Origin of the sequence: Secundilactobacillus yichangensis (genome assembly GCF_016861565.1) — a bacterium.
Taxonomy (GTDB): Bacteria; Bacillota; Bacilli; order Lactobacillales; family Lactobacillaceae; genus Secundilactobacillus; species Secundilactobacillus yichangensis.
The window spans coordinates 1-25365 of record NZ_BOLK01000022.1 but is presented as its reverse complement, the minus strand read 5'-3'; the positions used below and the strand labels follow the sequence as shown (position 1 = coordinate 25365).

The window sequence follows — 25365 nt, the reverse complement described above, 5'->3', positions numbered from 1 at the left end:
GTCTGATTCTATACATGCTAGTATAGCAAATAATATGAGAACTTTGTGAAAATTACCGATAAATTCTCATGAAACTACGCATTTAAACTATAAAAAAACTCACCTCGGCCGTTAAGCCTAGGTGAGTTACATCATCATTAGTGAAGCCAAACGGCTAACCAAAGATTAGAAAATTTGTGAAAAAGTTCTGCCAATACCAGCAAACAGCTGACTAAACCAATTAGCGTGATTCTGTTTTTTGGCAGTTGGCTTGGTCACTGTCTTAGCCGCGGTACCAGTCTGGGTTGTTTCACCGGGTAAGCCAGTGTGATTAAAGCTCGTTTTTGTAACTGGCTGACCCTTCTTTACGGGTAAACGGTTGGTGATTAACTGGTTGGTTACCGTAATTTTCTTTGGGTCCTGGCCGATGCGATACCACACGCGAGTTTGCTTTTCAGCCGGATTAACGGTTACCTTGTGCCCCTTAATAGCGTACGCTTTTGAAGATTCAGTAACGGGTTTGCTGCGCACTGTTTTGTCCAAGTGCGTAATCAAGCCATTCATCGCGGAGAAGGTACTTTGGCTACCAATGATAGTCGCAATTAATTCACGGCCATTGCGCCAGTACGTTACCGTTAAACATAAACCGGCAGTTTCGGTATAGCCAGTTTTAAGGCCGGTTAAGTGGTTGCTGGCACGGTAATAGAAACCGGGTTTCAGCATTGAGTTAGCGTTGACCAATGTTTGGCTGCCTAACTTATAGCTGGCTTTATTACTCCACTGACTAATTTGCGGAAAGGCCTTGATCAAATGTTGCGCGGTGATACTAATCGCCTTGGCACTGACCAAGTTTTGGGCCTTTTTCGACGTGCCATCAAGTTGATAACCATAGTGCTTTAAATCAGTGTTGTCCAAACCGGAGCTGCTGACGAAGTTTGCATCAATGCCCCAAGCCTTGGCTTGGTTATTCATCATGGCAATGAATTTCGCATTATCCCCGTGAGTAACCGCTTTTCCAAGGGCGATGGCAGCCGAATTAGAGGAAGCAATAAGTGCCGCTTGATAGAGCTGTTTGACGGTATATTGATTAGAGTGTTTAATTTTAAAGGAACCTAAACTGTAGCTTTTACTCATCTTGATTAACTGATGATCAACCGGCACCTTATCATTCCAGTTAAGTCGGTGATGTTTGATTGCCTGAGTGGTTAAGTACAGGGTCATCATCTTCGATAGACTAGCGATGGGCAGTTCTTTGTTAGAATGATTTTCGTAAAGTGTTTGACCGCTTTTAGCGTCCATAACATAGGCTGATTTTACTTTTTTATAATCAGACATTTGGGCGTTCTTTTTACTTTTTGCAAAACTAAGACTAGCTGGTGCGAAGGCTATCAGCAAGCAGGTCAGTACAATCAGTAAGCGAGATACGCGTTGTTTTGTGTGAGTATTTAAAATGACAGTTACACCTCCATGACACAAAAACTGAAACTAGTATAGCAGAAAATAACTCTAAAAAGAGTCAAAGAAAAGTTAAATTATGGCAAAGATGACTAAAAAAGATTATTTGGGGTTCTTATCAATTATAAATAAGTAATAAAATATTATTACTATAGGAAATAATATACTATTTGTGAGTAGTCACAAAAAACGACCGCCTTAGTGGGTGGCCGTCTCTTGAGAATATTCAGTTTAACCATAATTATGGTTATGAAGAGAATATAGATTGGTTATTAGGTTATTTGGTATGAAGCTACTATAGTCCCTAATCAGTGGTTTTTCAACTGCTTTTAGCCGGAATTTCAACAAAAGAATAACCGTTATTGTTATTAATAATTAAAATGTAATTTAATCAATAACAAATCAGTAATAGTTTTTAATTTTGCCTGATTCATTTGTTGGTGAAGATTCATATGACAGTTGTAGGGGGAAAGGCTGTCCCCCTTAAGGCAGTGATAAATTGCCTATATTTGTGCTATCGCATATAATAATTAGGTAGACAAAAAACAAGTTACAAAATTAGAAATAAATCTGGCATGGAGCATGCCGTAGTAAAGAATAATTCATCTTGTGAAATAGGAGGAGGCGATGGCTGAGTGAAAGTAAGACCAATGAAACCGAATGAACGTCCAACAGTGGCAGCCATTTATTTGCGCGATCGCGAACTCTATTTTCCGTGGGTTGCTAAACCGAGTCTCGAGGATTTTAACCATGATTCAAGCGGTGAAGCGATTTTTGTGGCGGAGATAAACGGGCAGATTGCTGGTTTTGCCAGTCTTATGCGCGTAATGGATTTCGTGCATTTACTATTTGTCGCGCCGGAGTTTAGGTATCAGGGTGTTGGCCACGCGTTGATTCAACGGCTACGTCAAGAAGCAGTGGGGACTTTAACGCTAAAATGCGTGATCGCTAATGAAGCGGCACTGAAGTTTTATGCTGGTGAAGGTTTTGCAATCAGGCGTGAAGATCGAATTGCAGTGCCCGCTAATTATACATTGATTGATATGATTAAAAGGGAATAGTAGGACATTAAAAATCAGGTTGTGCCATAAGTTGATGTTGGTAAGTATTTTAATCAACCTATTAGCTAAAATTTGTTATGATCGTATTTTAGTTCAACTCTTTAATATAGTCTAATCGTGCTCTAAAACTCAGATTCCGGCCATTTAACCACAATAGTGCCTGTCCCGACAAAGTTCGCCGGGACAGGCACTATTGTGGTTAAATTCTGGAATCTACCGAGTTTTGTCACACACTCATGTTGCCTATAATTGTCGCGGTGCTGTGGGTTCAAAGTTATGGTAGCCATCATCATGCCGCGAATGGTGCCGATGATGACCGTGACCATGTCCGTGGGGATGTTCTGTTTGAAGCTGAAGTGTTAATTGCTTCGTTTTTTCACGTTCAATTTGGAGTTTCTTTTTGTAGATATTAGTTTTGACATGACCATGAATCAACAGTGCCAGTGGGATCATCTGAATGGCTAAACCAGCAGGAATCAGCCAAGGATTTTCCTTTACAAATTCAGCCCGCTGGTTAGCTAGTTTCGCGAAATCAACAGTAACCGTCTTCTTTGCCATAAAAACCACACTCCTTTTCCCTTATCATACCGTAAAGCTTCCCGAAATGCAGTGAGAAGGACTGAAAAATGCAGCCTTATTAGCCCCATCATGAAGAAAATTGCTTACCCACGATATTGCATTGCTAGCTGCCGGTAATAATTCAGTGATTGCGGATCTAACCGCAATTGTTTGCTGAGCTGCTGATCGTTTAAATTAGAGTGCTGCAACAAGAAATCGAGGACGGCACTTTGATACAGGCGGGTTGGTGTTAAGGCGAAGCCTAGCAGCTTTTCGTCTGGTTTTAAGTACTTATGCAGGCCGGCTGCCGTGAGGTGCGGATCACCGGCTAACCGTTGTTTTAAAAATAGATCTTGGCTGTGCTGACGTTCCTGCAGAGGGCGAATAAACTGCTGATATTCTTTCCAGAAAACCTGTTCATCAGTATTAAAATTAGCGGTATTTAGCTGCTGATAGAACCCGGGCGTTAAAAACTCCGAGATGGTGTAGTAGCGGCTGGAAAGTAGCAGCGTCAAGCGCGTATAAACGGCAAGCTGCTGATTAGCTAAAATGGCTGGCATAAGGTGCAGCCACTTGGTGGTCGGTGCCTTTAGGTCATCATGTGATTTACCCTTTAGCGTCAGTGTTGGGTAATGGGTGATCAAGTCATGGGTAAAGAGGTATTTAAAGTAAATATTGATGTGTGACAGCATTTTATTATATGTGCCATTAGTGACTTCCCGCTGATTGACCAGCATGGCTAAGTACTGTTCAATATCTCGATCCAGCAGCGTTGCGACCCGGTGATCAGCTTGATAACCGGCGTTAAAATTACTCAAAAAGTTGAATAGGTCAGTTAACACAGAACGGTATTCGGTAATGGTGGGCTCGGCCAGCTCTTGCCGGTTGAGATAACGTTCAAATACTTCTTGGTATGGATACGCGTTAGCATGTGACAAGTTGCCACCCTCCTTGAAACGATAATTTACGTTTATTATACGTCAAAAGCCTGCGCCATAGCGATTAGTTCGCATGGGGCAGGCTTTTGACTGTAAATGATTAATTCACTTAGTTACTTTCTACAAAAACAACGTTAGTTTTATCCATATCAACGTCACGAACGGCGTGATAGCCGCTTAGATGCAGTTTAGTGGCCTTATTAGTACCCTTAGTCGTATCTTTGACCGTGACGGTTTGAGTCATATCAATGCCGGACAGCTTCCCGGATAATTTAATCATCGTTTGATTCTGCTTATTTGTCGTGAAGGTATACTTCACGGTGCCTTCCTTGTTCAACGCTTTAGCGTTTTTGGCAGCACTGTAAGATTTGTAGAACTTATCAACGTTGTACATCGTTGCTTTACCAGAATTTTTGTCAAAAGCAATGGCTTCAATACCGGAGTTGCTCTTGTGGTTGATTTTTCCCGCTAAGTACCAGAAACCATCCCCAGATAGGATAGTCGATTTGACATCCGTGTGCTTAGTGGTTGCGGGTTCGTTTTTAAAGCTAGCCTGTTCATTCGATTTGTTATTTGCGGATTTACTGCCGCAAGCTGTTAGAAAGATTGCTAAAACAGCGACAAGACTTAATAACATGACCTTTATTCGGGATCTTTTCATTGCTAATCACCTCATTATTATGTGAATCGAGTATAGCAGTGGAAGTCAGGGTAGCGCAAGTATTTGGGGTGAAGTTAAGAATATCCAAAGAAAGTGATGGTAATTTAGACGCGAAAATGATATAACACGGGGAAAAGATTACCAATTTTTTTAAAAAATTAGTAAAAAGTGAGAAACATTGCTTAAAGAAGTCGTTATATAATAAGGGCATGAATTGGGGGATATCACATCGTAAGAGGAATGAATGGTTAATCACATTAATCATTTAGCTTTTGCCGTGGGGGATTTTATTAGAAATGAAGGGAAGGATCTTTAATGAGCCACTGTATTGATTTGACACATCAACGGTTTGGACGTTTAGTTGTAGAACAACGTGCGAAAACTGTCGCACGAAACGGCAACGTTTGTTGGCTATGCCAGTGCGATTGCGGTAAACGAGTAGTTGTTGAAGGCTATGCTTTGAGAAAGGGGATTACCCGAAGCTGCGGCTGTCTGAGACGGGAAGTTTCTCGCAGGAATGCGCAGCATAACGAAAGTTTTATTAACGCACAAGGCGGGGCTCTGGTGGATAAAAATGGTATTGGTTACTCATCATTGATTCGTTCCAAACGGAACCATACCGGTGTGATCGGCGTTTCGTTTGATAAGAAGTCAGGGACGTACATTGCCCGCTTAATGTATCATGGACGCTACGTTTTAAACCGGGCTACCCGATCTTTTGAAGAAGCAGTTGAACTGCGTCGTCAAGCAGAACAGCAGTATTTTAAAGTTAAAGAAATGAATGATTAACCAATCGCCCACCGCATTGATCGCCGATGCAGTGAGCTTTTTTAATTGTGCACTAGACCGAACATATGTTTATTGGTAAACTGAAATTAATAGACATTTAGGAGGCTAAAAAAATGCCAAGAAGGCGACGTATGCGTAATAGTAATTCATTCTTTACTTGGCTGGTGATTGCGGTAGCGATTATTGCAGGAATTTCTGCCACGGGAAATAGCAATCATTCAAAACCTGATTCAACCACCGCAGCAAGCAGCCAGACAGCACTGCAGGAAAAAGCCAGCTCAGTGATTCAAGCTTTCAAGGGCCATCAATCAATCAGTACCACTAACCAACCCCACGCGGATGGCCAGACTAAGGCTAACGGTACGGCTCAACTAGCAGAGCTCAACTATCAAGGTCAGCAGGTCGTTAAGGTCAATAACGGGGTGCCGACCTTTACCAAAGCGGACCTGAGTACCGCTAAGGGACCATGGCAGGCATACCATCATCTGGACGAGTATAACCGGGTGACCGGCGCCGACGCATTACTCTCAAAATCATTGATGCCTCATTCCCAGCGAGAGCCACTGTATGTGGATCCTACTGGCTGGCATAATAAGCGGTTTACATATCAGGGTAAAACCGACTGGCTTTATAACCGCAGCCATTTGATTGGCTATCAGTTCACTGGTCAAAACAACAACGCTAAGAATTTGATGACGGGAACCAGATCACTTAATTCGCCCGGAATGGAAGATTACGAGACTCAGGTGGCAACGTATCTGAAGTTGAGTCCGGCAAACTACGTGCGCTATCGCGTGACACCCGTTTTTCGGAATAATGAGCTATTAGCGCGTGGTGTTCAAATGCAGGCACAGTCAATTGGGAACAATGCGATTCGGTTTAACGTTTACATCTTCAATATTCAGCCAGGCGCTAAAATTGATTATGCGACTGGCCGTTCAGTCGTATCTAACGCGAACTAACTGCTGAATTATTTTGAAAATGAAGCATTAATGGACTTAACTTTAAAAAAATTTAAGATTTTATTGAGTCATGAAGACATTTTGCTTTATTATAGAAATGTATGTTTTAAAAATTTGAAAAAGATCTTAATTTGGGGGGAACAACTTGAAACGGTTTATTTTAGGGGTGATTAGTTTTGTCGCTTGTTTTATTTTAGGACAATCACTTGTAGCAAATGCCTCAGTTAAGGTATATCACCAACGTTCTACAGCATTAATTAACCATCCATCAAGAATGCGAGTACTTAATAATTCGAAAGTAAAATATGTTAAAGTCGCTAGAAGATTTACCCATATGCGGAAATCTCATAGGGTTAATCAGATAAAGGCAGTTCGCGGCCGAAAGGTGACTTTTAAGACCAAGTATTTGCTGCCGTATCCTGGTAAACATCACGAACACTGGGGTAATCCGCAGTCGATCGCTTTATCTAAAAGCGGTTATATGTACATCGTTTATTGCTTAACCAGTAACCGAAATCGGGGCCGGATCGTTCGCTTCGATACAAAGCGCTTAGCACAGTTAGGCGTCAATAAAGATCCCAAGCTGCTGCAGTCAGTTTACGTTAAACATGACGGTAAATATTCGGCTAAGCAAAAAGACCTTCAGCGGGCCATTAAAGCTGGTCGTTTGTTTGATACCGGTCATGGTCAGTCGTTAGCTTATAATTTAAAAAAGCATTCCCTTTATATGTGGCGGGATAACAAAACTAAGTCGGGACAGCCGACATCCATGGGCGGCTATATTCAACACATTAGTACCAAGACGTTGAAACCAGACCGGGCGATCAGCTTCCATTTAGTGTCTCACGGATTTATCCATGGCGGTCATTCGTTGACCTTTGACAAATATGGCAATGCTTATTTTTGGAGTAATCCTGGTAATGGTGCCAATATTTATAAGGGCAAAATTTCACGGCACCACGTTATTTTTAGAAGAACGGATCAAATGCTGAGACATTTGCCCGGCACCCACGTTCAAAGTATGGGCTACAATCCTAAACGTAGCCGACTGTACTTAGTTTCTGACGATTCCGTTGCTAGTTTTCCTGCTAAACGGCTAAAGGGTCACGGTTCATTAACGAACCACTCGTTTAACTGGTCTGAATTATCGCCTAAACGGGAAACCGAAGGCCTTACCTTTGATGGCAGCGGTCACGGTTACTTATTAAGCAATCACAGCCCAGAAGTGTTAGTTTCAACAACTGTTTATTAGAAGTTAAAAAGGTGACTATTCGTGCTTTTGCACGGATAAGTCACCTTTTGTGTATTTAACGGCGGTTATTGTAGCGATAGATACCATAGAGAATAATGGCGAACAAAAAGCCGAAACCAATCACGGGATTTTCACGAAATAACCAGTGAAAGATACGGATGGTACCGAGGCCATGAATGCCGTAGATTGCGGGAACAAGTGTAGTGAACATGTGAAACTTCCTTTCTAGGAACTAGCAGTGTTGCGTGTGCTATAATTTTCACCATAGTATCACAATTAGAAGGCTAAGAGGGAGAATTCTATGAATATTACCTTGACGATGATTGGTGAGGGTGTTTATCTCATCAACGTTATATTAGCAATGATTATTATCTTTCGGCAACGACGGGATATTGTCGCTATTTGGGCTTGGTTGTTAGTTCTCTTCTTGCTGCCCGTGGTCGGATTTCTGATTTACGCTTTTTTGGGTCGGCAGTTACCGAAAAATAAACTGTTTAAGGTTAAAAGTGATGTGCAGCTGCAACTGGATGCACTGCTGGCCGAGCAGCGCAAGGAATTAGGTAATGAAGACTTACCAGCCGATTTAGTTTCTAATTCAGTTAAGTCTTTGGTCACCATGTTTCAGACGGCTAATCATGCTTTCTTGGCACGGAAAAATCGGGTGCGCATTATTGCGGATGGTCAGCAGTTGTTCCACCAGATGATTGAGGATATTGAACGGGCTAAAAGTAGTGTTCATATTGAATTCTATGCCTTCAAGAACGATCGAATCGGTCAACAGATTCGTGACTTGCTGGTACGTAAAGCCCGTTCTGGTGTTGAAGTCCGTGTGATCTATGATCCCTTTGGTTCATTAGGCGCCTTTAGGTCGTTTTTCAGACCGTTGCTAAATGCTGGTGGCTATGCTGAACCCTTCTTAGCTCGTTCAGCCATCATGGATTTTCGGCTGAACTTTCGTGATCACCGGAAGATCGTGGTTGTGGATGGCAAGGTTGGTTACGTGGGCGGTTTCAATATTGGTGATCAATATTTAAGCAGAAGTAAAAAATTTGGCTATTGGCGCGATACCCATTTACGGATTACCGGTTCAGCGGTTTTTGGCCTGCAAGGAAGGTTCATTTTGGATTGGAATGCTACGGCTTCAGAGAGTTTGCTTCCGGCGGACCACGTTGAAAACCGCTATTTCCCATTAACCCATGTCAAGGGTGATACCAACATGCAAATCGTCAGCAGTGGTCCAGATTCTGATCTGCAGCAAATTAAAATGGGCTATATTAGGCTGATCCAATCGGCCAAGCGGCGTGTTTGGATTCAGTCACCATATTTGATCCCGGATGACAGTGTGATGGACGCTATCCGGATTGCTGTAATGGCGGGAGTTGACGTGCGTATTATGATTCCTCAAATGCCGGATCATCCCTTCGTTTACCGGGCGACTCAGTACTACGCTCATGAACTAGCTAACGATGGCGTTAAAATTTACTATTATGAGCACGGTTTCCTGCACTCAAAAACCATGGTGGTGGATGACCGCTTAGCTTCAGTTGGTTCAGCTAATATGGATTACCGCAGTTTTAAGCTGAACTTTGAAGTGAACGCCTTTTTATACGATGAAAAACTAGCCGTGAAATTGGCAGATTTATTTGAGGAAGATCAGCGTCTAAGCCGGTTAATGACTGCTGAAGATTTTGATAATCAGTCACGATATCTGCGATTTAAGCAGAGCTTTTGTCGGTTATTGTCGCCAATTTTATAGGCCAATTTAATTGCCTAAAAGTAAATCATATTTCTTGTAATCGGTTACAAAATAAGCTATTATAATGTTGGAAGGTTAGATAAGACCAATTAGCTTTGAACGTAGTATCGTTGCTGTGAAGTAACAGAAGCTCGGTGTTTAGTGATGCTAGACCAATCGAGCTGAGAGTAGAACTAAACGGGTAATAGGCTGTTTCCTTGTTAGGCTGCTAAAATGAGAATTGAGGCATCGAATAACAGGAGATGGAATCGGTATTCGATGGTAACCCTCGAGCCGACAAGAGTACGAATCCCGACGGTTAAGATCCAAGATTTACCATTTGTTGGTCGATAACCTTCTACAGGTACGAAAGGGTCGTGAAGTTTGCGGCCGGTTTAGATACAGGAGCCGTTTCCCTGATAACGATTGTTGGGGGACGGCTTTTTTGTACAGAGTGTGGAGGCAGGCGTTAAGATAGCGGAGTGTAAGGTAATCCTCTCATAAACCCATGGGTCTCGGGTTTGTGAGAGGATTACCTTACATGCAGCTGTCTGCCTGCTGGAGCACGTTTCGGCTATGTGGCAAAGAATAGCTGTCTGCCTGCCAAAGCCCGTTTCGGCTATGTAAAAAAGCACATCGTTTGACAGACCACCCCGCTTAATATATTATCGGAATAAGACATAATATAAAGAAGGAATAAACATGCTGACCGAAAAATTTCACGACGTTTTAAACCACGAAGGTGTTGTTTCCGTTGTTACGTGGACGCCTGAAGAACCACACATTACAAACACTTGGAATTCGTATCTCACCGTAACTGACGACGAACGGATTTTGATTCCAGCAGCTGGTTTTACCCATGCTGAAAAGGATTTAGCACAAAATGACCAAGTTTTATTCACGGTTGGTGCCCGAGAAGTCGAAGGACGCGATGGGTATCAAGGAACTGGTTTCCGCTTGACAGGAACGGCTAAATTTATAGATAACGGCGCAGAGTTTGAACAGGTTAAAGCTAAGTATCCGTTTATTCGTAAAGTATTAGAAATTACCCCAACTTCTGCAAAACAATTACTGTAACAGACAAAGGGCTCACGCTAAAATTTAGCGTGAGCCCTTTTAACTACTCTTTTGTGATAGGCTGTTTTGTTAGTACGCCGTCTCGCATTTCGTATAAGTGATCTGTAAATTCAATCAACCGAGAATCGTGAGTAACAACGACGACTGCCTTGTGATGATCGATAGCCAGACTTTTCAGAAGACTGCCCACGGCCTTTACCCGCGGACCATCTAAAGCAGCCGTAGGTTCGTCTGCTAAGATGATTGCTGGATCGGGGTAAAGGGCCCGCGCAATGGCTACCCGTTGCTGCTGACCGCTAGATAATTCACTGGGATATTTATGCAGCAGGTTTTTGATGCCCAAGGTTTCAAGTACCGAATCGAGCTCATTTTTAGCTAAATTACCTTTGGGTTTTACCTTATCCACTAAGGTAAACTGATCCGCAACGGTTAGATAAGGCAATAAATGATAGGCCTGCAGCACAAAGCCGATGGCGTCTAAGCGAAGCGCGTCACGTTCCTTTTTTGACCGCTGATTATAATCGATCCCGTTGATAGTGACCGTACCGCTAGTTGGTGTCAGCAGACCGCCGACAATGGTTAAAAAAGTGGTTTTGCCTGAGCCAGAGGGGCCCATGATCAAACTTAAGGTGCCGGATTCGGCTTCAAAATTTACATCGTGCAAAACGTGTACTTTAGCCGTGCCTGAACCAAAAATTTGGTTAACGTTTTTAACAGAAAAAGCACTCATCATCACTCACCTCCAATGACTGAAACCGGGTCAACGCTCAAAACCGTCTTCACGGGGATCAAGCTGCCGACTAATGCCATGACCAGGATTCCCAAACCAACCGCTGCTAAAAGGGGCACATCAAACGCCATTGGTACCTGCGCTGGAATGACCAAGCCCGTAACGGCAGTGAGGAGCGTGCCGATAATCAAGCCGCTTGCCACCAGTAAAATCGATTGACTAATAGTTGCACTGACCAGTACTCTGCTGGGAATGCCTTGGGCACGAAGTACCGCGTAATTTGGCAATTTCTGCATCGTTAAGATATAAAGGAAGACCGCAATAATAATCATTGAGATAATCATTAGAAAACCGATCATCAGCACGAAGGTTAAAATTTGTGCCTGATAGCCTGGTAGTTTATTGATGATCTGTTTGCGAGTGTAAGTTTTGGTACCATCTTGGTGAGACTGATACTGACTATTTTTAGAAGCCACCACGCTGGTGACAGGCCCCATTTTGATGCCGCGAAGCGTTCGCCACGTTCCTAGTTGGCCATATAGCACTGGCGTCACATTGAGTTTGGCGCGTTTCGTGAAGCCAACAATGGTGAACTTAGTTTGATCATCGTTTAATTTAAACTTATCGCCAAGCTGATAGCCCTTTAGTTTTAGGGAATCATCCACGACTACTTCGTGAGGATGGCGGACCCGATGACCACTTTCAAGTTTAATGTTTTTGGCAATAAACTGGCTATTTTTTAGGCCGACAAAAAAGGCTGACTGCTGCTTATGCCCCTTGGCTTCAGCAACGACGGGAGTCTCACCCAAATAAGCTTCATTTTTGGTCAGGGTTCCCGCTTGCTTTTTAGTTAGAAAAGACTGACGCATATCCACGTTAGCGTTCGAACTCAGGGTGATCTTGGCAACGCCCCATGAATTGATTGCATCAGTGTTTTCGCGGGCCAGTCCCAGCGCCAGACTGGTAAGAATAAAGATCAGATAACTGATCAGTATAATCATGGCGATAATTAGACCCGAACGAAATTTTTCCTTTTTGATTTCTTTCAAAGCCAGAAACATAGCGCGTCTCTCCTTACTGTGTAGCTGCATTTTCTCGCTGATGTAACCATAAGTCATTTTAGGTTTTGCTTCAACTGGAAGTACTTAAGACTATTTTGTGGAAATCAAAATAACCGGCTATCATTGATCAATCGATGATAGCCGGTTATTTATTAAACTTAGCATCTTTGGTGCTAATCAAATAATTTATTCAAATCAATTCGTAAACCCATCAGTACGAGCAGGATTGCGCCTATTGTCAGTGAAATGAATTCACCAATGGCAATGGTGCCCCAGTCCATCCAGAAAGTTGGCCAAAAGGCCGCGTTACCGATCCAGGCCAGTTCCAGCGCGATGGTAAACATTGAAAAGGTGACGATCAAAACACCAGCCACTAATTTACCATAGAAGTTGGAAATATGCTTAGCCACATAGTAAAGCACTAGCATGGTGACAAAAGTAGATAAGCTGCCCCAAATAACGTCGATAATACCGTTGGGTGAAGCTAAATTAGAAATCGCAACCCCCAGTGGGACGGCGATCACATAACGTTTATTATAAATCGCCAATAAGTTAAGCATTTCTGCCAGACGTACCTGTACAGCTCCAAAACTAAAGGCTGCCAAGACCGTCGTAATAACGACATAGAGTGCAGCGATAACGGCAACCTTGGCGATATCTGCCACCGAGTTGATGCCGAAGCGAGTTGTCTTAGAATTCATCGTAAATTCTTCCTCCGTTTTGAGATATTTGAATGAGTGCTGTTTATACAACAGTGGTATACATTACCGTATTTATCGCCTAATTTCAAGTTAGTCTTTAGAATCAAACCGCCGTTTTAACTTATTTTCACCATACTGAAAAACCTCAGCAGGATCTAAATCGTATTTACTGCAGAGAATCAGGGCCTGATCAAAAACGTCGCATAATTCTTCCTTGAGGTGGTTACGGAGTTCCTCCGGAGTAGCTTGATGTTCGCCGGGATGATCCCGACCAAGTTCAATCGTCCGGACGACCTGTGTGAGTTCCCCCATTTCTTCGGTTAAAAAGTTCATCCGGATCAGGGGATTGAACCGGTACCAGTTACGGCTTTCGTAAAACTGTTTGACCCATGCTTGGTGTTCTTGAATAGTCACAAAAATTGCCTCATTTCCCAGGAAATTTAAAACGGCGTTCCCACCAAAGGGAACCGCCGTTTTATTCTAATAATTGAATTGTACCACATTAGCCAGCTTGCAAAATCCAGAGGAAGATGACGAAGACGACGGCTAAACCGTACATAATCGGGCTGACTTCTTTGCCGCGCTTAGCTGCGATCATTGATAGCGGATAAGTAATGAAGCCTAAAGCAATCCCATCAGAAATACTGTAGGTTAGCGGCATCCCAACTAGGATTAAAAAGGCAGGGGCGGCAACTTCAAACTTTTCCCAGTGAATGTTCTTCAAAGATTGCGCCATTAAGGTCCCGACGATAATTAAAGCTGGAGCGGTTACTTGACTAGTGATCACGGTCAGCAGTGGCGAGAAGAATGAACCTAATAGGAAGAAGATTCCTACGACCACAGCGGTGAATCCGGAACGGCCACCAACCGCAATACCAGCTGATGATTCAACGAAGGCACCCATTGGTGAAGTTCCTAGCAGTGAACCAACGACCATTGTGGTGGAATCGGCTGCCAAAGCGCGGCCAATACGTGGAATCTTGTTGTCTTTAACGATGCCGGCTTGTTCAGTTAAACCAACCAGCGTTCCAGTGGTATCAAAGAAGGTGACCAGCAAGAACGTTAGTACGACCACGGCTAACTGCAGGGTATTAATGTGACCGACGTTCATCAGCGCGACACCAAAAGTGGAATGTAAGCTTGGTACACCGGAGACCCATTGGGTAGGAGCGTGAATCAAACCAGTTGCTAGTCCGATGATTACGTTAATGACCATACCGATAAAAATGGCACCGGGAACCTTGGCACTCATCAAAATAATGGTGATAATCAACCCGATAATGGTTAACCAAGTAGAACCAACGTGCAGTGAGCCCAGACCAACAATCGTTGATTTGTTAGCAGTGACTAAGCCGCCATCACTTAAACCGATGAAGGCGATGAATAACCCAATACCGGCACTGATGGCCATCTTTAGATCACGAGGAATGGCGTCAACCACCATCTCACGAATCTTAAACGCGGTTAGAATCATGAATAAGATAGAAGCAACAAACACACCAGCTAAGGCTGTTTGCCAAGGAATCTTCATTCCCAAAACAACGGTGTATGAGAAGAAAGCGTTGATCCCCAAACTAGCAGAAATGGCAATCGGATATTTGGCAACGATTCCCATTAAGAAACAGCCAAAAGCACTAGCTAAGGCGGTGGCAGTGAAGACAGCCCCCTTGTCCATGCCAGAAACCCCTAAAACGTTGGGGTTAACGAAAAGAATGTAGACCATCGAAATAAAAGTGGTCAAACCTGCTAGGAATTCCTTCTTATATGATGTCCCTAACTCATCGAACTGAAAGTATGACGCGATTTTTTGGCCCATAAGAATTAACTCCCCTATCTAAAATAATTGCTATAATGTTCGTGTTTCGTTTAAAGAAACCAGATATTATAGTAACATTATTTTATATCGTTTGCAATATACGAATAATATTTATTTTAAAAAATGAATGTTCGTATATTGTCTAAGAAAAGAGTTACGAAATAGTGTAAAGTAAATACCGAAATTAACGAAACGAGGTTAGAGACATGACAAAGTGTTTAATTTTGGGAGTCGATCAACCGGTTGCTCAATTGGTGGCTAAACAGCTCACAGAGATGACGGTTATCGGTTTTTCCGAGATGGATAAAACCGCTGATTTTCACGGTGACGCGCGGAAGGCAGCCACGTATTTAGACGTTATTTCAGGTGTTGACGTTATTTATTCTGACTTCACTGGGATGGACGTCGATTGGAAGTTAGAGGCCGTTTTTACGGCGCTCAGACAAAAACAGCAACAGGTTAGAACTGTCATGAGGTCCGTTGCCGGAATTGATGAGGAAGTCACTGACACGTTGACGTATCCCGGAGTCGCCGACGTTGATGAATTTCTCAAACAGCAGCGCTACGGGATCAAAATCGTGGATGAAACTGAAATGCCGTATACGGTTTTACGACCTATTATCGATGATCAAAACGGTGAAGGTGAGGTTCAACTGATCAACGAAGGACAGCCAGTGCCAGATAAACCTGTAACTGAAGCCGCATTTGCGCGGGTAGTAGCTGATGAACTTCAAAATGGCACGCATATCAATCAATCAATTGCAGTGGTGGGAAAATAGCGTCAACAAAGAAGCCTCCCGAAACAAATCTGTTTCGGGAGGCTTCTTGTCATTAATTAACTGATTTACTTATTTAACCAAACGCACATTTGGCCATTTTCACGGTTAGCCCATGCATAATAGGGCACTAAGGTCAGCTCAGTTGACTGGATGGATTGGTCGGATTCTTCCGTATACAGAGGACCGTCATCACTATCAAGTTGTACCTGGTTAGCGTTGACTTTAACCACTTCAACACCGTTTAGCAGTTTATCCTCATAAGCACTGCTTGGCTTTGTCTTGGTGTCCACTTCATAGGTCCAAAGAGGGGCTGGATTATCGGCTTGTTCAGCAGCGTATACGATTGGGCCACGCTGAATCGCAACTTTACCGAAGTCAGCACTGGCACGGTTATTTGCCCGCATGAACTTCACGCGCATATCCAATGAAAGATCAATCGTTGTCGACTTGTCAGTAATATCAAAGTAGATAAAGCCATCTTTGACTGGTTGGGTAGCAGCTTTGCTGTTAACTTCTAAACCAAAGTCAGCCGACCAGCTCGGAATTCGGAGACCTAATTTAAAGGTTTGGCCATTAGGATTTTTAATCTCATAGTGGATATCGCCATTCCAAGGGAAACCGTTACTTTGATTAATTTCGATACCGTCATCAAACTGAGCATCATTAGAAATGAACTGGTGAGATAAAATCGTGTTGTCCTCAGTCACCGTGTAAAGGTACTGATCAACTGATGTAATGAGCCGTGCTAGGTTAGCAGGACAGCAGGCACAGCCGAACCAGTCAGCCCGGTGGGTCAGTACATGAGACTTACCGGGATTACCTTTGCTGGCTGCGGGATCTGCTTCCAGTGGATTGACGTAAAAGAAGTGTTTACCATCTAGCGCCATACCGCTTAAAGCGCCGTTAAAGAGTTCCTTTTCCAGAACGTCAGCGTATTCACCCTTTGCCCGGATTGAAAGCATCTGCCGAGCGAAGAATGACATTCCAACGGATGCGCAGGTTTCGCCGTAGTCAGTGTCGTTAGGTAAATCGTAATCGTAAGTGACGGCTTCACCAGTGGTGGTTTGGCCGATATTACCGGTCACGTACATTTGCCGTTTGACTAGGTCGTTCCAGAATCGGTCGCAGGCATCAAGCAAGGTTTGGTCATGTGTGTAACGGGCAACGTAGGCCATCCCAGTACACAGGTAAACGACCCGGACGGCATGTCCGTGAGGCACCTTTTGATCTTTGATCGGCTGTGCAGCCAAGTAATATTCACGCTTGAAGGCGCGCATGCCCGGAATTAAATCACGATCTGGCGTTTTTCCATCTGCTTCGATCTGTTTTTCAAAGAATTCTGGATCTTGGCCACGTTGATTCAAAAAGTAATGGGCTAATTCCAGGTACTTTTTGGCATGAGTGACTTCGTATAGACGAGCTAATGCGAGCTCAATTTCAGGATGGCCATCGTAGCCAGGAATCTTGCCATCATCAAGGCCAAAGTTGCGGTCAATGCAATCAGCCATACGGGTGGCAATATCTAAGGCCTTTTGGTTACCGGTTTCCTGGTAGTAGGCTACGCCGGCTTCAATGTAATGGCCCATGGTGTAAAGCTCATGAGACTGCTGCAGGCGTTTGAACTTTCGCTCTGGCGCGTCAATTTGAAAGTAGGTAGATAAGTAGCCATCGTCATCCTGTGCTTCAGCGATCAGATCAACTAGCTCATCGGTAATCTTTTTTAAATCTTTATTCGGATGATAGCTGAAAGAATATGCGGCAGCTTCCAGCCACTTATAGACGTCGGTATCTTGGAAGGGGAAACCATAATGGTGGCCCTTCATTTTACCGGCGGCAATTTTCAAGTTGGCAACAGCGTGACTGTTCTTGTCTTGACCATTATTTTGCGGATCTTCCGCGATTGCAATATCAGCTTCATCATTCATCACTTGCCACTGGTAAGGTAAGACCTCTTTAACGACGAGTTCGCGATAACGTTTCCAAAAATCAGAGGTGATTTCCACGTGTTTTAATTTGGGCGTTGTAAAAACTTGCATTGTAATTCCTTCCTTTCAATTCTCTTAATTAGTTAGCACTTTCAGCAGTTTGGGTTTTTTCTGCGTTTCGTTTAGCTAAGTCAGCCTTAACAGTTGGTTCATGATTTTCCCACTTACGGTAGACGACCATGAGAATCAAGCTAATGGCGTAAATAGCTACGGGAACCCAGATAAAGGAAACGTGAATACCAGTTAAACTTGCTGCTGTCTGGTGAGCACGAGCAGCGGTAAAACCAAAGGCCTTCATGATCATTGAAGCGATGAAGGAACCAAAGCCGGAACCCATTTGAATACAGAATGAAGCACCAATGGCAGTTAAGAAGCCGTTAGCCCGGATGCCGGTCTTCCATTCACCAAAATCAACGGTATCACCAACCATGGCGAAGAACATCGTGCAGGCACTACCAGAACCAATACATGCGATGCACCAGCCGATTAAAGCTGAGGTAACGTTAGTACCCGCGAAGCCCATCCAAATTTGACCAACCATTGTTAAGCCAAGCATGAAGACTGTCGTGCCCCATTTGTGTAAGTATTTAGCGAAGAACGGTACGGATGCCATCCCTAAGACTTGGATAATGGAGAAGCCGTTGAAGAATGAAATTAAACCTTTGTCGTTTAAATTATACTGGAAATAATATGGCAGTGCTGAGTTACGGACAATGAAGGCTGTCCAGTAAGTTAAGTTAGCCAATACGATCAGAATCCATGGCCAGTTTCCCTTAGTAGCTTTCAAACTTTCCCTGATTGTAATGATTTTTTCTTCTTCAATGTTTTTTTCACGCATATCGAAGAAAGCAATGATCAGTAGGATAAAGGCAACGATGGCATAAACACCAACGGCCAATGACCAGCCGCGCTGCTCGTTACCATGACCCAGTAAGCCGGCAAATGGAATGATGAAAGTAACGGCGAAGAAGTTACCGACGTTACCTAAAACCAGCCGGATAGAGTTGGCAGCCATCCGATCATCAGAATTAGAGGTCAGGTTAGGTAAAACTGACGTAATTGGTGTCGACATAGCGGTATAGGACAAGTCGGCTAAAATGTACATGACACCCGCATAGAGAATCTTTGCGGTTCCGCTCAGAGCAGGTGTGGTGAACAGCAACCAAACAAAGACGGCAAATGGCAATGACATCCATAGGAACCAAGGCCGGCTCTTACCATATTTACTGTGGGTGTGGTCAACCAAGATCCCCATGACAGGTGCCCCAATTGCATCGAAGAACCGTCCTAGGAGTAACAGTCCCCCAGCAGTACCAACACCGATGCCGAATACGTTAGTGAAGAAATACAGCATGTAACTACTGATGATACAGTAAAGCAAGTTCCCAGACATATCGGTAAAGCCATAAGTTATTTTCCGGTGCCAGGGTAACCGGTCGTTATTAAGCAACTCACTGGCAGCGTTGGCGTTTGGATCAACGTGATTTGCATTTGCGCTCATAATTAAAACCCCCAAATTTTATAGTGGTACTTTGGTCCTTAAAAATAAACCTAAAAATTGCTAACTCTTTTTGAAATGCTCGCTAAAACACAATTGCAAACGATTTCAAATTTGGTACCTTCTTCCAAATCCGGATTAAGTTTCTGTGCACAATTAAATAGTAAGCGTTTTCAAACGATCAAAAAAGGGCTATAATGGCAGAAAGAGTTACTAAATCCGACTAAACTAATATTTTAGACTTAATTTTGTGTATAATTTATGACGGTTGAAGCGTTTACATATTACTGTTTTCGACAAATAGTGATAGTTTCCGACTTTTAGAATTGATATTTGTTTTAAACTTTTGGTGACGATTTCCGACTGACACGATAGGAGGTTTTTATTGTGTTATTTTCAACATTTACCTTGTCAAAAACGCTTTTATATTACAAGGGTGGTGAATTTAAGGCCAATGGTCCTTGGAAACATAAAGAAATGTTTCACAAAGGAGACTACGAACTTATTTTTTGTATCAAGGATCCCCTTTATCTGCAGATTGGCAATGACCGGTTGACGTTACATCAAAACGAAATTCTGATCGTCCCACCGTTTACAACAATGGTTGGCTACAAAAATTCATCTAACGTTGACTTTTATTGGCTTCACTTTTTCTCACAGCAGCAGGAAAAAATGCTGAATGTCCAAGCGCAGGAACTGTTTTTAAAGATTCAAAATAAAGATAGTGACCACACTGATAAGCAGCTGTATCTGCCAATGCAATTCAAGCTAGTCGACTACGAGCAGACCACGATTTTGATTCACCAAATTTTGTCGATTCACAATGAACTTTCCTTCATTGAAGAACGGGATTATCTGGTATCAGCTTTGCTGATTCAACTGTACAATTCTTATTGGCATCATTTTGATTTAAGCGACGATGAAAGTTCACGAATTGACTACGTTAAAGAATGGATTCGTGCCAACATCTCAAATACGCTGACGGTAGCTGAAATTGCCGAAAAAGTTCATCTTAATCCGGACTACTTAACTCGGTTATTCAAACGCTGTACGGGAATGTCAACGTTAAAGTACCTCAACCACATTAAAATCGAAGTGGCTACGCTGCTGTTGATCAGAACCGAAATGTCGATCAAGGAGATTGCTTACAACTCGTATTTCAATGATCCGAAAGTTTTCATGCGCCGGTTCAAAAGCGAGATGGGACTTTCACCATCTGAGTATCGAAAATCCTATAACTTAATTCATTTAAACAATCCGCACGTTGATCCACAGATTCCAATACCTAAACGGATTGCAGATTCAATTGACTATATTCCGGAAAACGGCAGTATCCCAGAATAACAATGAAAGGAAGCATACATGATGAATTTATTTACCAAACACTTTGCGGGTCAATCCATCGTTTCTTGGGCGCTTCAAATTATTTTGATTTGGATTGCCTGGGCCGTAAAATCGCACCAAATTCCTAATAACCTAACAACGATTTTTGGAGCAGGGGTGGTTTTACTGCTGATTTACATCAGTTTTTCGTTAGATAGGCGCGGTAATCGTCATAAAGGATAAGCAGTCATAATAGATAAAAAGTGGCCCTCAAAAGCAGTTTAGTAACTGCTTTTGAGGGCCACTTTTTTTAATCGCTATGTGTGTTTGGAGGTATTGAAACTATGTGACATTATCTATAGAAGTAAACCTAGTTATTTCTTCTCTAGGCTAGCGGATGGCTGAAGATTGAAGAGCTTCGTAATTGCCCAGCTGCCTAAGATCCCAATCAGCATGAATGGGAAGAAGTCCAAACCTTGGTTGAAGAGCGGAATAATGTTACCAGCGCCTGCGTTGATGGCTTTGAAGAAGCCCATGTTAGCAAAGAATGGCGGTAAGGTATGGATAGCATCCAGAAAGGCTGGAATGAAGGTCAAAATGATCGTCGTTTTGTAAATAAACGTATTCTTGCCAATGAATGGGTGCAATAGACCTAAGAAGATCAGAGACATTGCTAATGGGTAGATGAAGCTAAGTAGCGGTGTGGAGTAGGTAATGATTTGATCGAGGCCGAAGTTAGCAATGATGAAGGCACCAATTGAACTCATGGTCAAGAAGAAGTGGTAGCCCAGTTTTGGAAAACGGTGGCCCCAGTCCTCAGAGAGGGCAGCCATCATACCGATACATGAAGTGATGCAGGCGAGGAAGGTAACAGCACCTAAAATGGCGATACCTGCCATGCCAGTATAGTGTGCCATGATGCCAGAGAATGCTGATCCACCGTCAGCACTTAACTTGAGGTAACTTAAACTAGAAGCACCAAGGGCAATCAAGAAGATGTAGATGATGGCTTCAAGTCCCATGCTGATAGCGCCAACTTTAGCAACCGCCTTTGAACGGGCACCGGTTTCGTTCATGCCAAAAAATTTGAGGGCGGTAATGATTGTAACACCAAAGCCTAAACCGGCCAGGGCATCCATGGTGTTGTAGCCTTGCAGGAAGCCGTTAATGAGGTTGCTGCCGGCACCGGAGCCAGTTGGGAAGAGTGAGATTTGACGGATATCACCTTTGATGATGAAGGCCATAAAGAAGATGAAGGCTAGGAGAGCAAGTAGGATTGGGTTGAGTAATTTCCCCACGTAATCGGTGATCTTGGATTGGTTCCACGAAAGTAATAGGGAGATGCCGAAGAACAAGAATGAGAAAATCAATAATCCCATTTGATCCCAAGCCTTTGGCAAGAATGGCTGAATCCCAATGGCAAAGGTCGTGGTAGCCGTCCGTGGTGAGGCAACCAAGATTCCTAGTGTGGCGTGAATCATGATCAGGAAGAAGAGTGCGAAGCCTTTCCCGGCTGGTCGTGCTAAGTCATAGGCACTGCTACTACGAGTTAAACTAATGGCAAGAATCGATAATAGTGGTAACAGAATTGCAGTTAACAGAAATCCGATGGTAGCAGGTGCCCAGTTGCCGGCAGCTAACTGTCCTAAGTGAATTGGGAAGATCAAGTTGCCAGCCCCGAAGAAGAGACCAAATAACAGTGAACCTAGAATAATATACTCGCGTCTTAAAAGTGTTTTTTTCATGTAAAAAACCTCCTGTGAATTTGGTGCAACAATGGGGTAATAAAAAACGCCCCTAGCTTATAAAAGCTAAGGACGTGTTATCGACGTGTTACCACCTTAATTTTCAACCACCTCGCGATGATTGACTTTGAAAGTACGGCGAGCCGATGCGCGGTCGGTCCACGATACTTCATTGCTGTAATGGGCGCATTCCCAGTGACCACTTCGAACATTCGTCGCGGTCACGACTTGTAGATTACTTTCATCGCTGGGTCGATTACCTCGTCGCACTAAGTGAGGCTCCCTGTGAATCTTGCCAGTGACTACTCTTCTACGCATAGTCTTTAATCAAACTATTTAAATATGTGTGAAACTTGTTTATGTGAATAATAATAGTCATTTAAAATTAAAAGTCAAGAATAAAATGAGATTATTTTAATTTAATTTGGCATTACTCTCAGTTTAATCTCATGATAATAGATGATAGAAACTCGCTGCAATTAGTTGTCAAAAACCGAAAAATAAGCAATAATGATGGGTAATAAAGAAATGGTGTTTTAATGAGAAATGATTTGAAGCAGAAAGATGGGATAGGTATGGGAGCTCAGCTCAGTAACCGAAAGATGAATGTTAAACGATTAGTCGTCAAAGTTGGGACGAGTAGCTTGGTTTACCCTAGTGGCGGACTTAATTTGAAGGTCATTGATCAACTGGCCTTTGCACTAAGTACGCTGTGCGGACAGGGAAAAGAAGTTATTTTAGTTTCGTCTGGTGCGATTGGAGTCGGTTTAAACGCACTTCGGCTGAAGGAGCGACCCAAGGAGATCAGTGAGCAGCAGGCGCTTGCTTCGATTGGCCAAAGCAAGCTGATCACGATGTTTAACCAGCGATTTGCTCACTATAATCAGACCATCGGCCAGCTTTTGTTGACCCACGATGTGTTTGATTTCCCAGCCAGCAACCAGCATGTGATGGATACTTTTGATAAATTATTGGCTAGACACGTTGTTCCAATCGTCAACGAAAATGACTCAATCGCGGTGGATGAAATGGATCACCGGACCAAATTCGGTGATAACGATCAGTTGTCTGCAATTGTAGCAACTCACGTGGATGCTGATTTGTTGATCATGCTCTCTGATATAGAGGGGTTCTATGATCAAAATCCACTTAAGCACGATGATGCTCAGCTGATTTCAACCATTCATCATATTGACGATGAAACGTATGCAGTCGCTGGCGGCCGTGGGAGTCGTTACGGTACGGGTGGCATGGTGACCAAATTAACAGCTGCGGAAATTATGCTGAAAGATAACCGTCAAATGGTGCTGGCAAGCGGCAAAGACCCGGCAGTTATTTTGGATGTTTTAGCTGGTAAACCAGTTGGCACCTGGTTTACTCCCGAGGAAAAAGGAGCTGTTCAACATGGCTAACGAAACGATTAATCTGACTCAGTTAGAAAAAATGGGTCAGCTGGCAAAACAGGCTGAAACTCAGTTGGCACAACTATCTAACCAGCAGCGAAATGATGGTTTAATGGCAATGGCAGACGCGTTAATTGCACATTCTGATACTATTTTAGCTGCAAATCAGCAGGATTTGGCTAACGCAACTGACCTAAAAGCTAGTTTTGTGGATCGGCTGACGTTAACGGCCGACCGAATCAATGATATGGCAGAAGGCATGCGGCAGGTGGCTCAGCTGGCTGACCCCATCGGCAGTGTGGATAAAATGTGGAAGAACGAAGCCGGTTTGATGATCGGTAAACAGCGGGTACCGCTAGGCGTTATCGGCATTATTTTTGAAGCCCGGCCAAACGTGACGGCTGATGCTTCTGCGTTATGTTATAAAAGCGGTAATGCAGTCATGCTGCGTGGCGGTAAGGAAGCCATTCAAACTAATATCGCTATCAGCGATGTTCTTCGAGGCGCTCTTAAACAATTGGGCGTGGACGAAAACGCAGTGCAGCTGGTGCATGATACGTCTCACGAAGTAGCCAATGAAATGATGGCTTTGACCAAATACCTGGATGTGTTGATTCCCCGTGGCGGTCGTGGTTTGATTCAACGCGTTATTACGACTGCTAAAGTACCCGTGATTGAAACTGGTGCTGGTAACTGTCACATCTATGTTGACCAGTATGCTGAATTGCAGATGGCAGTTGATATTACGGTCAATGCCAAGGTTCAGCGGCCATCTGTTTGCAATGCAGCGGAAAAATTAGTGATTCACAGTGCGGTAGCTGAGAAGTATTTACCGGTGATTGCAGCAGCTTTAGCGGACCAGGGAGTTCAGCTGCGCGGTGACGAACGGGCTCGGGCCATCGTACCCAGCATGGTGCCCGCAACGGCTGCTGATTGGGACGAAGAATATAATGATCTCATCATGGCGGTTAAAGTGGTTGATTCCGAAGACGAAGCCATTGCACACATTAATGCTCATAATACGAAGCATTCCGAAGCCATCATCACTGATAATTACCAAAACGGGCAGCGTTTCTTGCAGCAGATCGATGCTGCCTGCGTTTACATCAACGCATCCACTCGGTTTACGGATGGTTTTGAATTCGGCTTTGGTGCCGAAATTGGCATTAGTACGCAGAAACTGCATGCCCGAGGACCAATGGGTTTGCATGAGTTGACCTCAACCAAGTACATTATTTATGGTGACGGTCAGGTCCGCAAATAGTAAAAAAGCGTTAAAGGCCTCATTGCACCTCGTTTACAGAGTGAAAATTTGTTAAAATGAGTGTAAAGAGGTGATGCGCCGTGACGATTAAAACGAATCCTGAGCAATTGGATATGCTGAAGTCGCAAATGGATGAAGCCAACCAAAAATCTCACTTCATTATTTTCGAGTCAACTGAATTTTCGAGTGGCGATAATTTGCGCTTGATCACCGATTACGAAAGTTTTAAATCCATTCGTAAAGCACATGCAGATCAGGCTAAAATGCATATTCTGCAGGATATTGTACCAATCACGGATAATTTGGCTAAGTGGGCGATCGCGGAAAGTAAAGCTGCGCATCAAAACGATGATCCGGAAGCGTTAGCTGATTTGGAACGCTATACCAACGCTGTTTTGAAGGAAAATTATATTCAAGTTAATCAGGAATGAAAAAGGGATCTCAGGGCTCGACTCCTGTCAAGTGGACAGTCAAATAATTAAAAGTTTATGCGCAATTTTGAATGGCATGATTTCGGTATTTTTCCGGGGTCATGCCATTTAGTGTTTGTTGCAGACGTTCGTTGTTGTACCAATAAATATACTGGTTAATTA

Annotated in this window: 26 protein-coding genes; 12 read left to right on the top strand and 14 right to left on the bottom strand. The window is 43.3% G+C overall.

The annotated features are described in order from the left end of the window. Positions 1-165: 165 nt before the first annotated feature. Complete coding sequence (locus tag JUE95_RS11925) at positions 166-1314, bottom strand: D-alanyl-D-alanine carboxypeptidase family protein (protein WP_203651976.1); 1149 nt, start codon at positions 1312-1314, stop codon at positions 166-168. A 755-nt stretch (positions 1315-2069) separates the two neighbouring features. On the opposite strand from JUE95_RS11925, the gene JUE95_RS11920 reads away from it, so the two are divergent. Next, positions 2070-2495 (top strand): GNAT family N-acetyltransferase, encoded by a 426-nt coding sequence (locus tag JUE95_RS11920; RefSeq protein ID WP_235995488.1) that lies wholly within the window; start codon positions 2070-2072, stop codon positions 2493-2495. Between the two features lie 243 nt (positions 2496-2738). Here JUE95_RS11920 and JUE95_RS11915 read toward each other — a convergent pair whose 3' ends face one another. The 3 genes from JUE95_RS11915 to JUE95_RS11905 all read right to left on the bottom strand — a co-directional run bounded on the left by JUE95_RS11915 (position 2739) and on the right by JUE95_RS11905 (position 4652). After that, positions 2739-3053 (bottom strand): hypothetical protein, encoded by a 315-nt coding sequence (locus tag JUE95_RS11915; RefSeq protein WP_203651974.1) that lies wholly within the window; start codon positions 3051-3053, stop codon positions 2739-2741. Positions 3054-3157: 104 nt separating this feature from the next. After that, positions 3158-3991 (bottom strand): phage integrase N-terminal SAM-like domain-containing protein, encoded by an 834-nt coding sequence (locus tag JUE95_RS11910; protein WP_203651972.1) that lies wholly within the window; start codon positions 3989-3991, stop codon positions 3158-3160. 109 nt (positions 3992-4100) lie between these two features. Further along, positions 4101-4652, bottom strand: a complete 552-nt coding sequence (locus JUE95_RS11905; RefSeq protein WP_203651965.1) for a hypothetical protein — start codon at positions 4650-4652, stop codon at positions 4101-4103. Between the two features lie 315 nt (positions 4653-4967). Here JUE95_RS11905 and JUE95_RS11900 point away from each other — a divergent pair, with 315 nt between their 5' ends. From JUE95_RS11900 to JUE95_RS11890, 3 genes are all read left to right on the top strand, one after another. Then, positions 4968-5441 (top strand): AP2 domain-containing protein, encoded by a 474-nt coding sequence (locus JUE95_RS11900; RefSeq protein WP_203651963.1) that lies wholly within the window; start codon positions 4968-4970, stop codon positions 5439-5441. Between the two features lie 113 nt (positions 5442-5554). Then, entirely contained in the window at positions 5555-6403 is an 849-nt protein-coding gene (locus JUE95_RS11895; protein ID WP_203651961.1) for a DNA/RNA non-specific endonuclease, read from the top strand. 334 nt (positions 6404-6737) lie between these two features. Next, positions 6738-7655, top strand: a complete 918-nt coding sequence (locus JUE95_RS11890; protein ID WP_235995487.1) for a hypothetical protein — start codon at positions 6738-6740, stop codon at positions 7653-7655. A gap of 55 nt (positions 7656-7710) precedes the next feature. Here the strand turns inward: JUE95_RS11890 and JUE95_RS11885 are convergent, their stop codons facing one another. Continuing rightward, complete coding sequence (locus JUE95_RS11885) at positions 7711-7866, bottom strand: hypothetical protein (protein ID WP_203651958.1); 156 nt, start codon at positions 7864-7866, stop codon at positions 7711-7713. Positions 7867-7956: 90 nt separating this feature from the next. Here JUE95_RS11885 and cls point away from each other — a divergent pair, with 90 nt between their 5' ends. Continuing rightward, the gene (gene cls / locus JUE95_RS11880) at positions 7957-9411 is read left to right on the top strand and encodes a cardiolipin synthase (RefSeq protein ID WP_203651956.1); all 1455 of its coding nucleotides are present in this window, start codon (positions 7957-7959) and stop codon (positions 9409-9411) included. 681 nt (positions 9412-10092) lie between these two features. After that, entirely contained in the window at positions 10093-10467 is a 375-nt protein-coding gene (locus JUE95_RS11875) for a pyridoxamine 5'-phosphate oxidase family protein (RefSeq protein ID WP_203651954.1), read from the top strand. A gap of 43 nt (positions 10468-10510) precedes the next feature. Here the strand turns inward: JUE95_RS11875 and JUE95_RS11870 are convergent, their stop codons facing one another. The 5 genes from JUE95_RS11870 to JUE95_RS11850 all read right to left on the bottom strand — a co-directional run bounded on the left by JUE95_RS11870 (position 10511) and on the right by JUE95_RS11850 (position 14775). Next, positions 10511-11197 (bottom strand): ABC transporter ATP-binding protein, encoded by a 687-nt coding sequence (locus JUE95_RS11870; RefSeq protein WP_203651952.1) that lies wholly within the window; start codon positions 11195-11197, stop codon positions 10511-10513. A 2-nt stretch (positions 11198-11199) separates the two neighbouring features. Then, positions 11200-12258: an ABC transporter permease gene (locus JUE95_RS11865; protein WP_203651951.1), complete on the bottom strand. Its 1059-nt coding sequence runs from the start codon at positions 12256-12258 to the stop codon at positions 11200-11202. 173 nt (positions 12259-12431) lie between these two features. Next, complete coding sequence (locus tag JUE95_RS11860) at positions 12432-12959, bottom strand: QueT transporter family protein (RefSeq protein WP_203651949.1); 528 nt, start codon at positions 12957-12959, stop codon at positions 12432-12434. Between the two features lie 90 nt (positions 12960-13049). Continuing rightward, entirely contained in the window at positions 13050-13373 is a 324-nt protein-coding gene (locus JUE95_RS11855) for a MazG nucleotide pyrophosphohydrolase domain-containing protein (protein ID WP_203651947.1), read from the bottom strand. 88 nt (positions 13374-13461) lie between these two features. Then, positions 13462-14775 (bottom strand): NCS2 family permease, encoded by a 1314-nt coding sequence (locus JUE95_RS11850; RefSeq protein WP_308440908.1) that lies wholly within the window; start codon positions 14773-14775, stop codon positions 13462-13464. A 206-nt stretch (positions 14776-14981) separates the two neighbouring features. On the opposite strand from JUE95_RS11850, the gene JUE95_RS11845 reads away from it, so the two are divergent. Continuing rightward, a complete protein-coding gene (locus tag JUE95_RS11845) occupies positions 14982-15554 on the top strand; it encodes an NAD(P)H-binding protein (protein ID WP_203651945.1) in 573 nt (190 codons plus the stop codon). Between the two features lie 65 nt (positions 15555-15619). On the opposite strand, the gene JUE95_RS11840 is transcribed toward JUE95_RS11845, so the two are convergent. Together JUE95_RS11840 and JUE95_RS11835 are read right to left on the bottom strand one after the other, a co-directional pair. Further along, entirely contained in the window at positions 15620-17590 is a 1971-nt protein-coding gene (locus JUE95_RS11840; RefSeq protein WP_203651944.1) for a glycoside hydrolase family 127 protein, read from the bottom strand. Positions 17591-17618: 28 nt separating this feature from the next. Further along, positions 17619-19040 carry an MFS transporter gene (locus JUE95_RS11835; RefSeq protein WP_203651942.1) on the bottom strand — a complete coding sequence of 474 codons (1422 nt, stop codon included), beginning with the start codon at positions 19038-19040 and terminating at the stop codon, positions 17619-17621. A gap of 384 nt (positions 19041-19424) precedes the next feature. On the opposite strand from JUE95_RS11835, the gene JUE95_RS11830 reads away from it, so the two are divergent. Then, a complete protein-coding gene (locus JUE95_RS11830) occupies positions 19425-20381 on the top strand; it encodes a helix-turn-helix domain-containing protein (RefSeq protein WP_089121604.1) in 957 nt (318 codons plus the stop codon). An 18-nt stretch (positions 20382-20399) separates the two neighbouring features. Further along, positions 20400-20603, top strand: a complete 204-nt coding sequence (locus JUE95_RS11825) for a hypothetical protein (RefSeq protein WP_235995486.1) — start codon at positions 20400-20402, stop codon at positions 20601-20603. A gap of 131 nt (positions 20604-20734) precedes the next feature. Here JUE95_RS11825 and brnQ read toward each other — a convergent pair whose 3' ends face one another. After that, positions 20735-22105, bottom strand: a complete 1371-nt coding sequence (brnQ, locus tag JUE95_RS11820) for a branched-chain amino acid transport system II carrier protein (RefSeq protein WP_203651940.1) — start codon at positions 22103-22105, stop codon at positions 20735-20737. Between the two features lie 575 nt (positions 22106-22680). Between brnQ and proB the strand changes: the two genes are divergently transcribed. The 3 genes from proB (at position 22681) to JUE95_RS11805 (ending at position 25203) form a co-directional block, all read left to right on the top strand. Beyond that, positions 22681-23517: a glutamate 5-kinase gene (gene proB, locus JUE95_RS11815; RefSeq protein WP_203651988.1), complete on the top strand. Its 837-nt coding sequence runs from the start codon at positions 22681-22683 to the stop codon at positions 23515-23517. Further along, positions 23510-24772: a glutamate-5-semialdehyde dehydrogenase gene (locus JUE95_RS11810; RefSeq protein WP_203651939.1), complete on the top strand. Its 1263-nt coding sequence runs from the start codon at positions 23510-23512 to the stop codon at positions 24770-24772. The genes proB and JUE95_RS11810 overlap by 8 nt, the downstream gene beginning before the upstream one ends. 80 nt (positions 24773-24852) lie before the next feature. Further along, positions 24853-25203: a hypothetical protein gene (locus JUE95_RS11805; RefSeq protein ID WP_089121599.1), complete on the top strand. Its 351-nt coding sequence runs from the start codon at positions 24853-24855 to the stop codon at positions 25201-25203. A 55-nt stretch (positions 25204-25258) separates the two neighbouring features. On the opposite strand, the gene JUE95_RS11800 is transcribed toward JUE95_RS11805, so the two are convergent. Continuing rightward, positions 25259-25363, bottom strand: a complete 105-nt coding sequence (locus tag JUE95_RS11800) for an IS3 family transposase (RefSeq protein ID WP_268920899.1) — start codon at positions 25361-25363, stop codon at positions 25259-25261. Between the last annotated feature and the right edge of the window lie 2 nt (positions 25364-25365).

Coding starts and splice junctions, on each gene's coding strand:
- JUE95_RS11925 (WP_203651976.1), bottom strand. CDS start 1,314: ATGTCTGATTATAAAAAAGTAAAATCAGCCTATGTTATGGACGCTAAA.
- JUE95_RS11915 (WP_203651974.1), bottom strand. CDS start 3,053: ATGGCAAAGAAGACGGTTACTGTTGATTTCGCGAAACTAGCTAACCAG.
- JUE95_RS11905 (WP_203651965.1), bottom strand. CDS start 4,652: ATGAAAAGATCCCGAATAAAGGTCATGTTATTAAGTCTTGTCGCTGTT.
- JUE95_RS11900 (WP_203651963.1), top strand. CDS start 4,968: ATGAGCCACTGTATTGATTTGACACATCAACGGTTTGGACGTTTAGTT.
- JUE95_RS11895 (WP_203651961.1), top strand. CDS start 5,555: ATGCCAAGAAGGCGACGTATGCGTAATAGTAATTCATTCTTTACTTGG.
- JUE95_RS11890 (WP_235995487.1), top strand. CDS start 6,738: ATGCGGAAATCTCATAGGGTTAATCAGATAAAGGCAGTTCGCGGCCGA.
- JUE95_RS11885 (WP_203651958.1), bottom strand. CDS start 7,866: ATGTTCACTACACTTGTTCCCGCAATCTACGGCATTCATGGCCTCGGT.
- cls (WP_203651956.1), top strand. CDS start 7,957: ATGAATATTACCTTGACGATGATTGGTGAGGGTGTTTATCTCATCAAC.
- JUE95_RS11875 (WP_203651954.1), top strand. CDS start 10,093: ATGCTGACCGAAAAATTTCACGACGTTTTAAACCACGAAGGTGTTGTT.
- JUE95_RS11870 (WP_203651952.1), bottom strand. CDS start 11,197: ATGAGTGCTTTTTCTGTTAAAAACGTTAACCAAATTTTTGGTTCAGGC.
- JUE95_RS11865 (WP_203651951.1), bottom strand. CDS start 12,258: ATGTTTCTGGCTTTGAAAGAAATCAAAAAGGAAAAATTTCGTTCGGGT.
- JUE95_RS11860 (WP_203651949.1), bottom strand. CDS start 12,959: ATGAATTCTAAGACAACTCGCTTCGGCATCAACTCGGTGGCAGATATC.
- JUE95_RS11850 (WP_308440908.1), bottom strand. CDS start 14,775: ATGGGCCAAAAAATCGCGTCATACTTTCAGTTCGATGAGTTAGGGACA.
- JUE95_RS11845 (WP_203651945.1), top strand. CDS start 14,982: ATGACAAAGTGTTTAATTTTGGGAGTCGATCAACCGGTTGCTCAATTG.
- JUE95_RS11840 (WP_203651944.1), bottom strand. CDS start 17,590: ATGCAAGTTTTTACAACGCCCAAATTAAAACACGTGGAAATCACCTCT.
- JUE95_RS11835 (WP_203651942.1), bottom strand. CDS start 19,040: ATGAGCGCAAATGCAAATCACGTTGATCCAAACGCCAACGCTGCCAGT.
- JUE95_RS11825 (WP_235995486.1), top strand. CDS start 20,400: ATGATGAATTTATTTACCAAACACTTTGCGGGTCAATCCATCGTTTCT.
- brnQ (WP_203651940.1), bottom strand. CDS start 22,105: ATGAAAAAAACACTTTTAAGACGCGAGTATATTATTCTAGGTTCACTG.
- proB (WP_203651988.1), top strand. CDS start 22,681: ATGGGAGCTCAGCTCAGTAACCGAAAGATGAATGTTAAACGATTAGTC.
- JUE95_RS11810 (WP_203651939.1), top strand. CDS start 23,510: ATGGCTAACGAAACGATTAATCTGACTCAGTTAGAAAAAATGGGTCAG.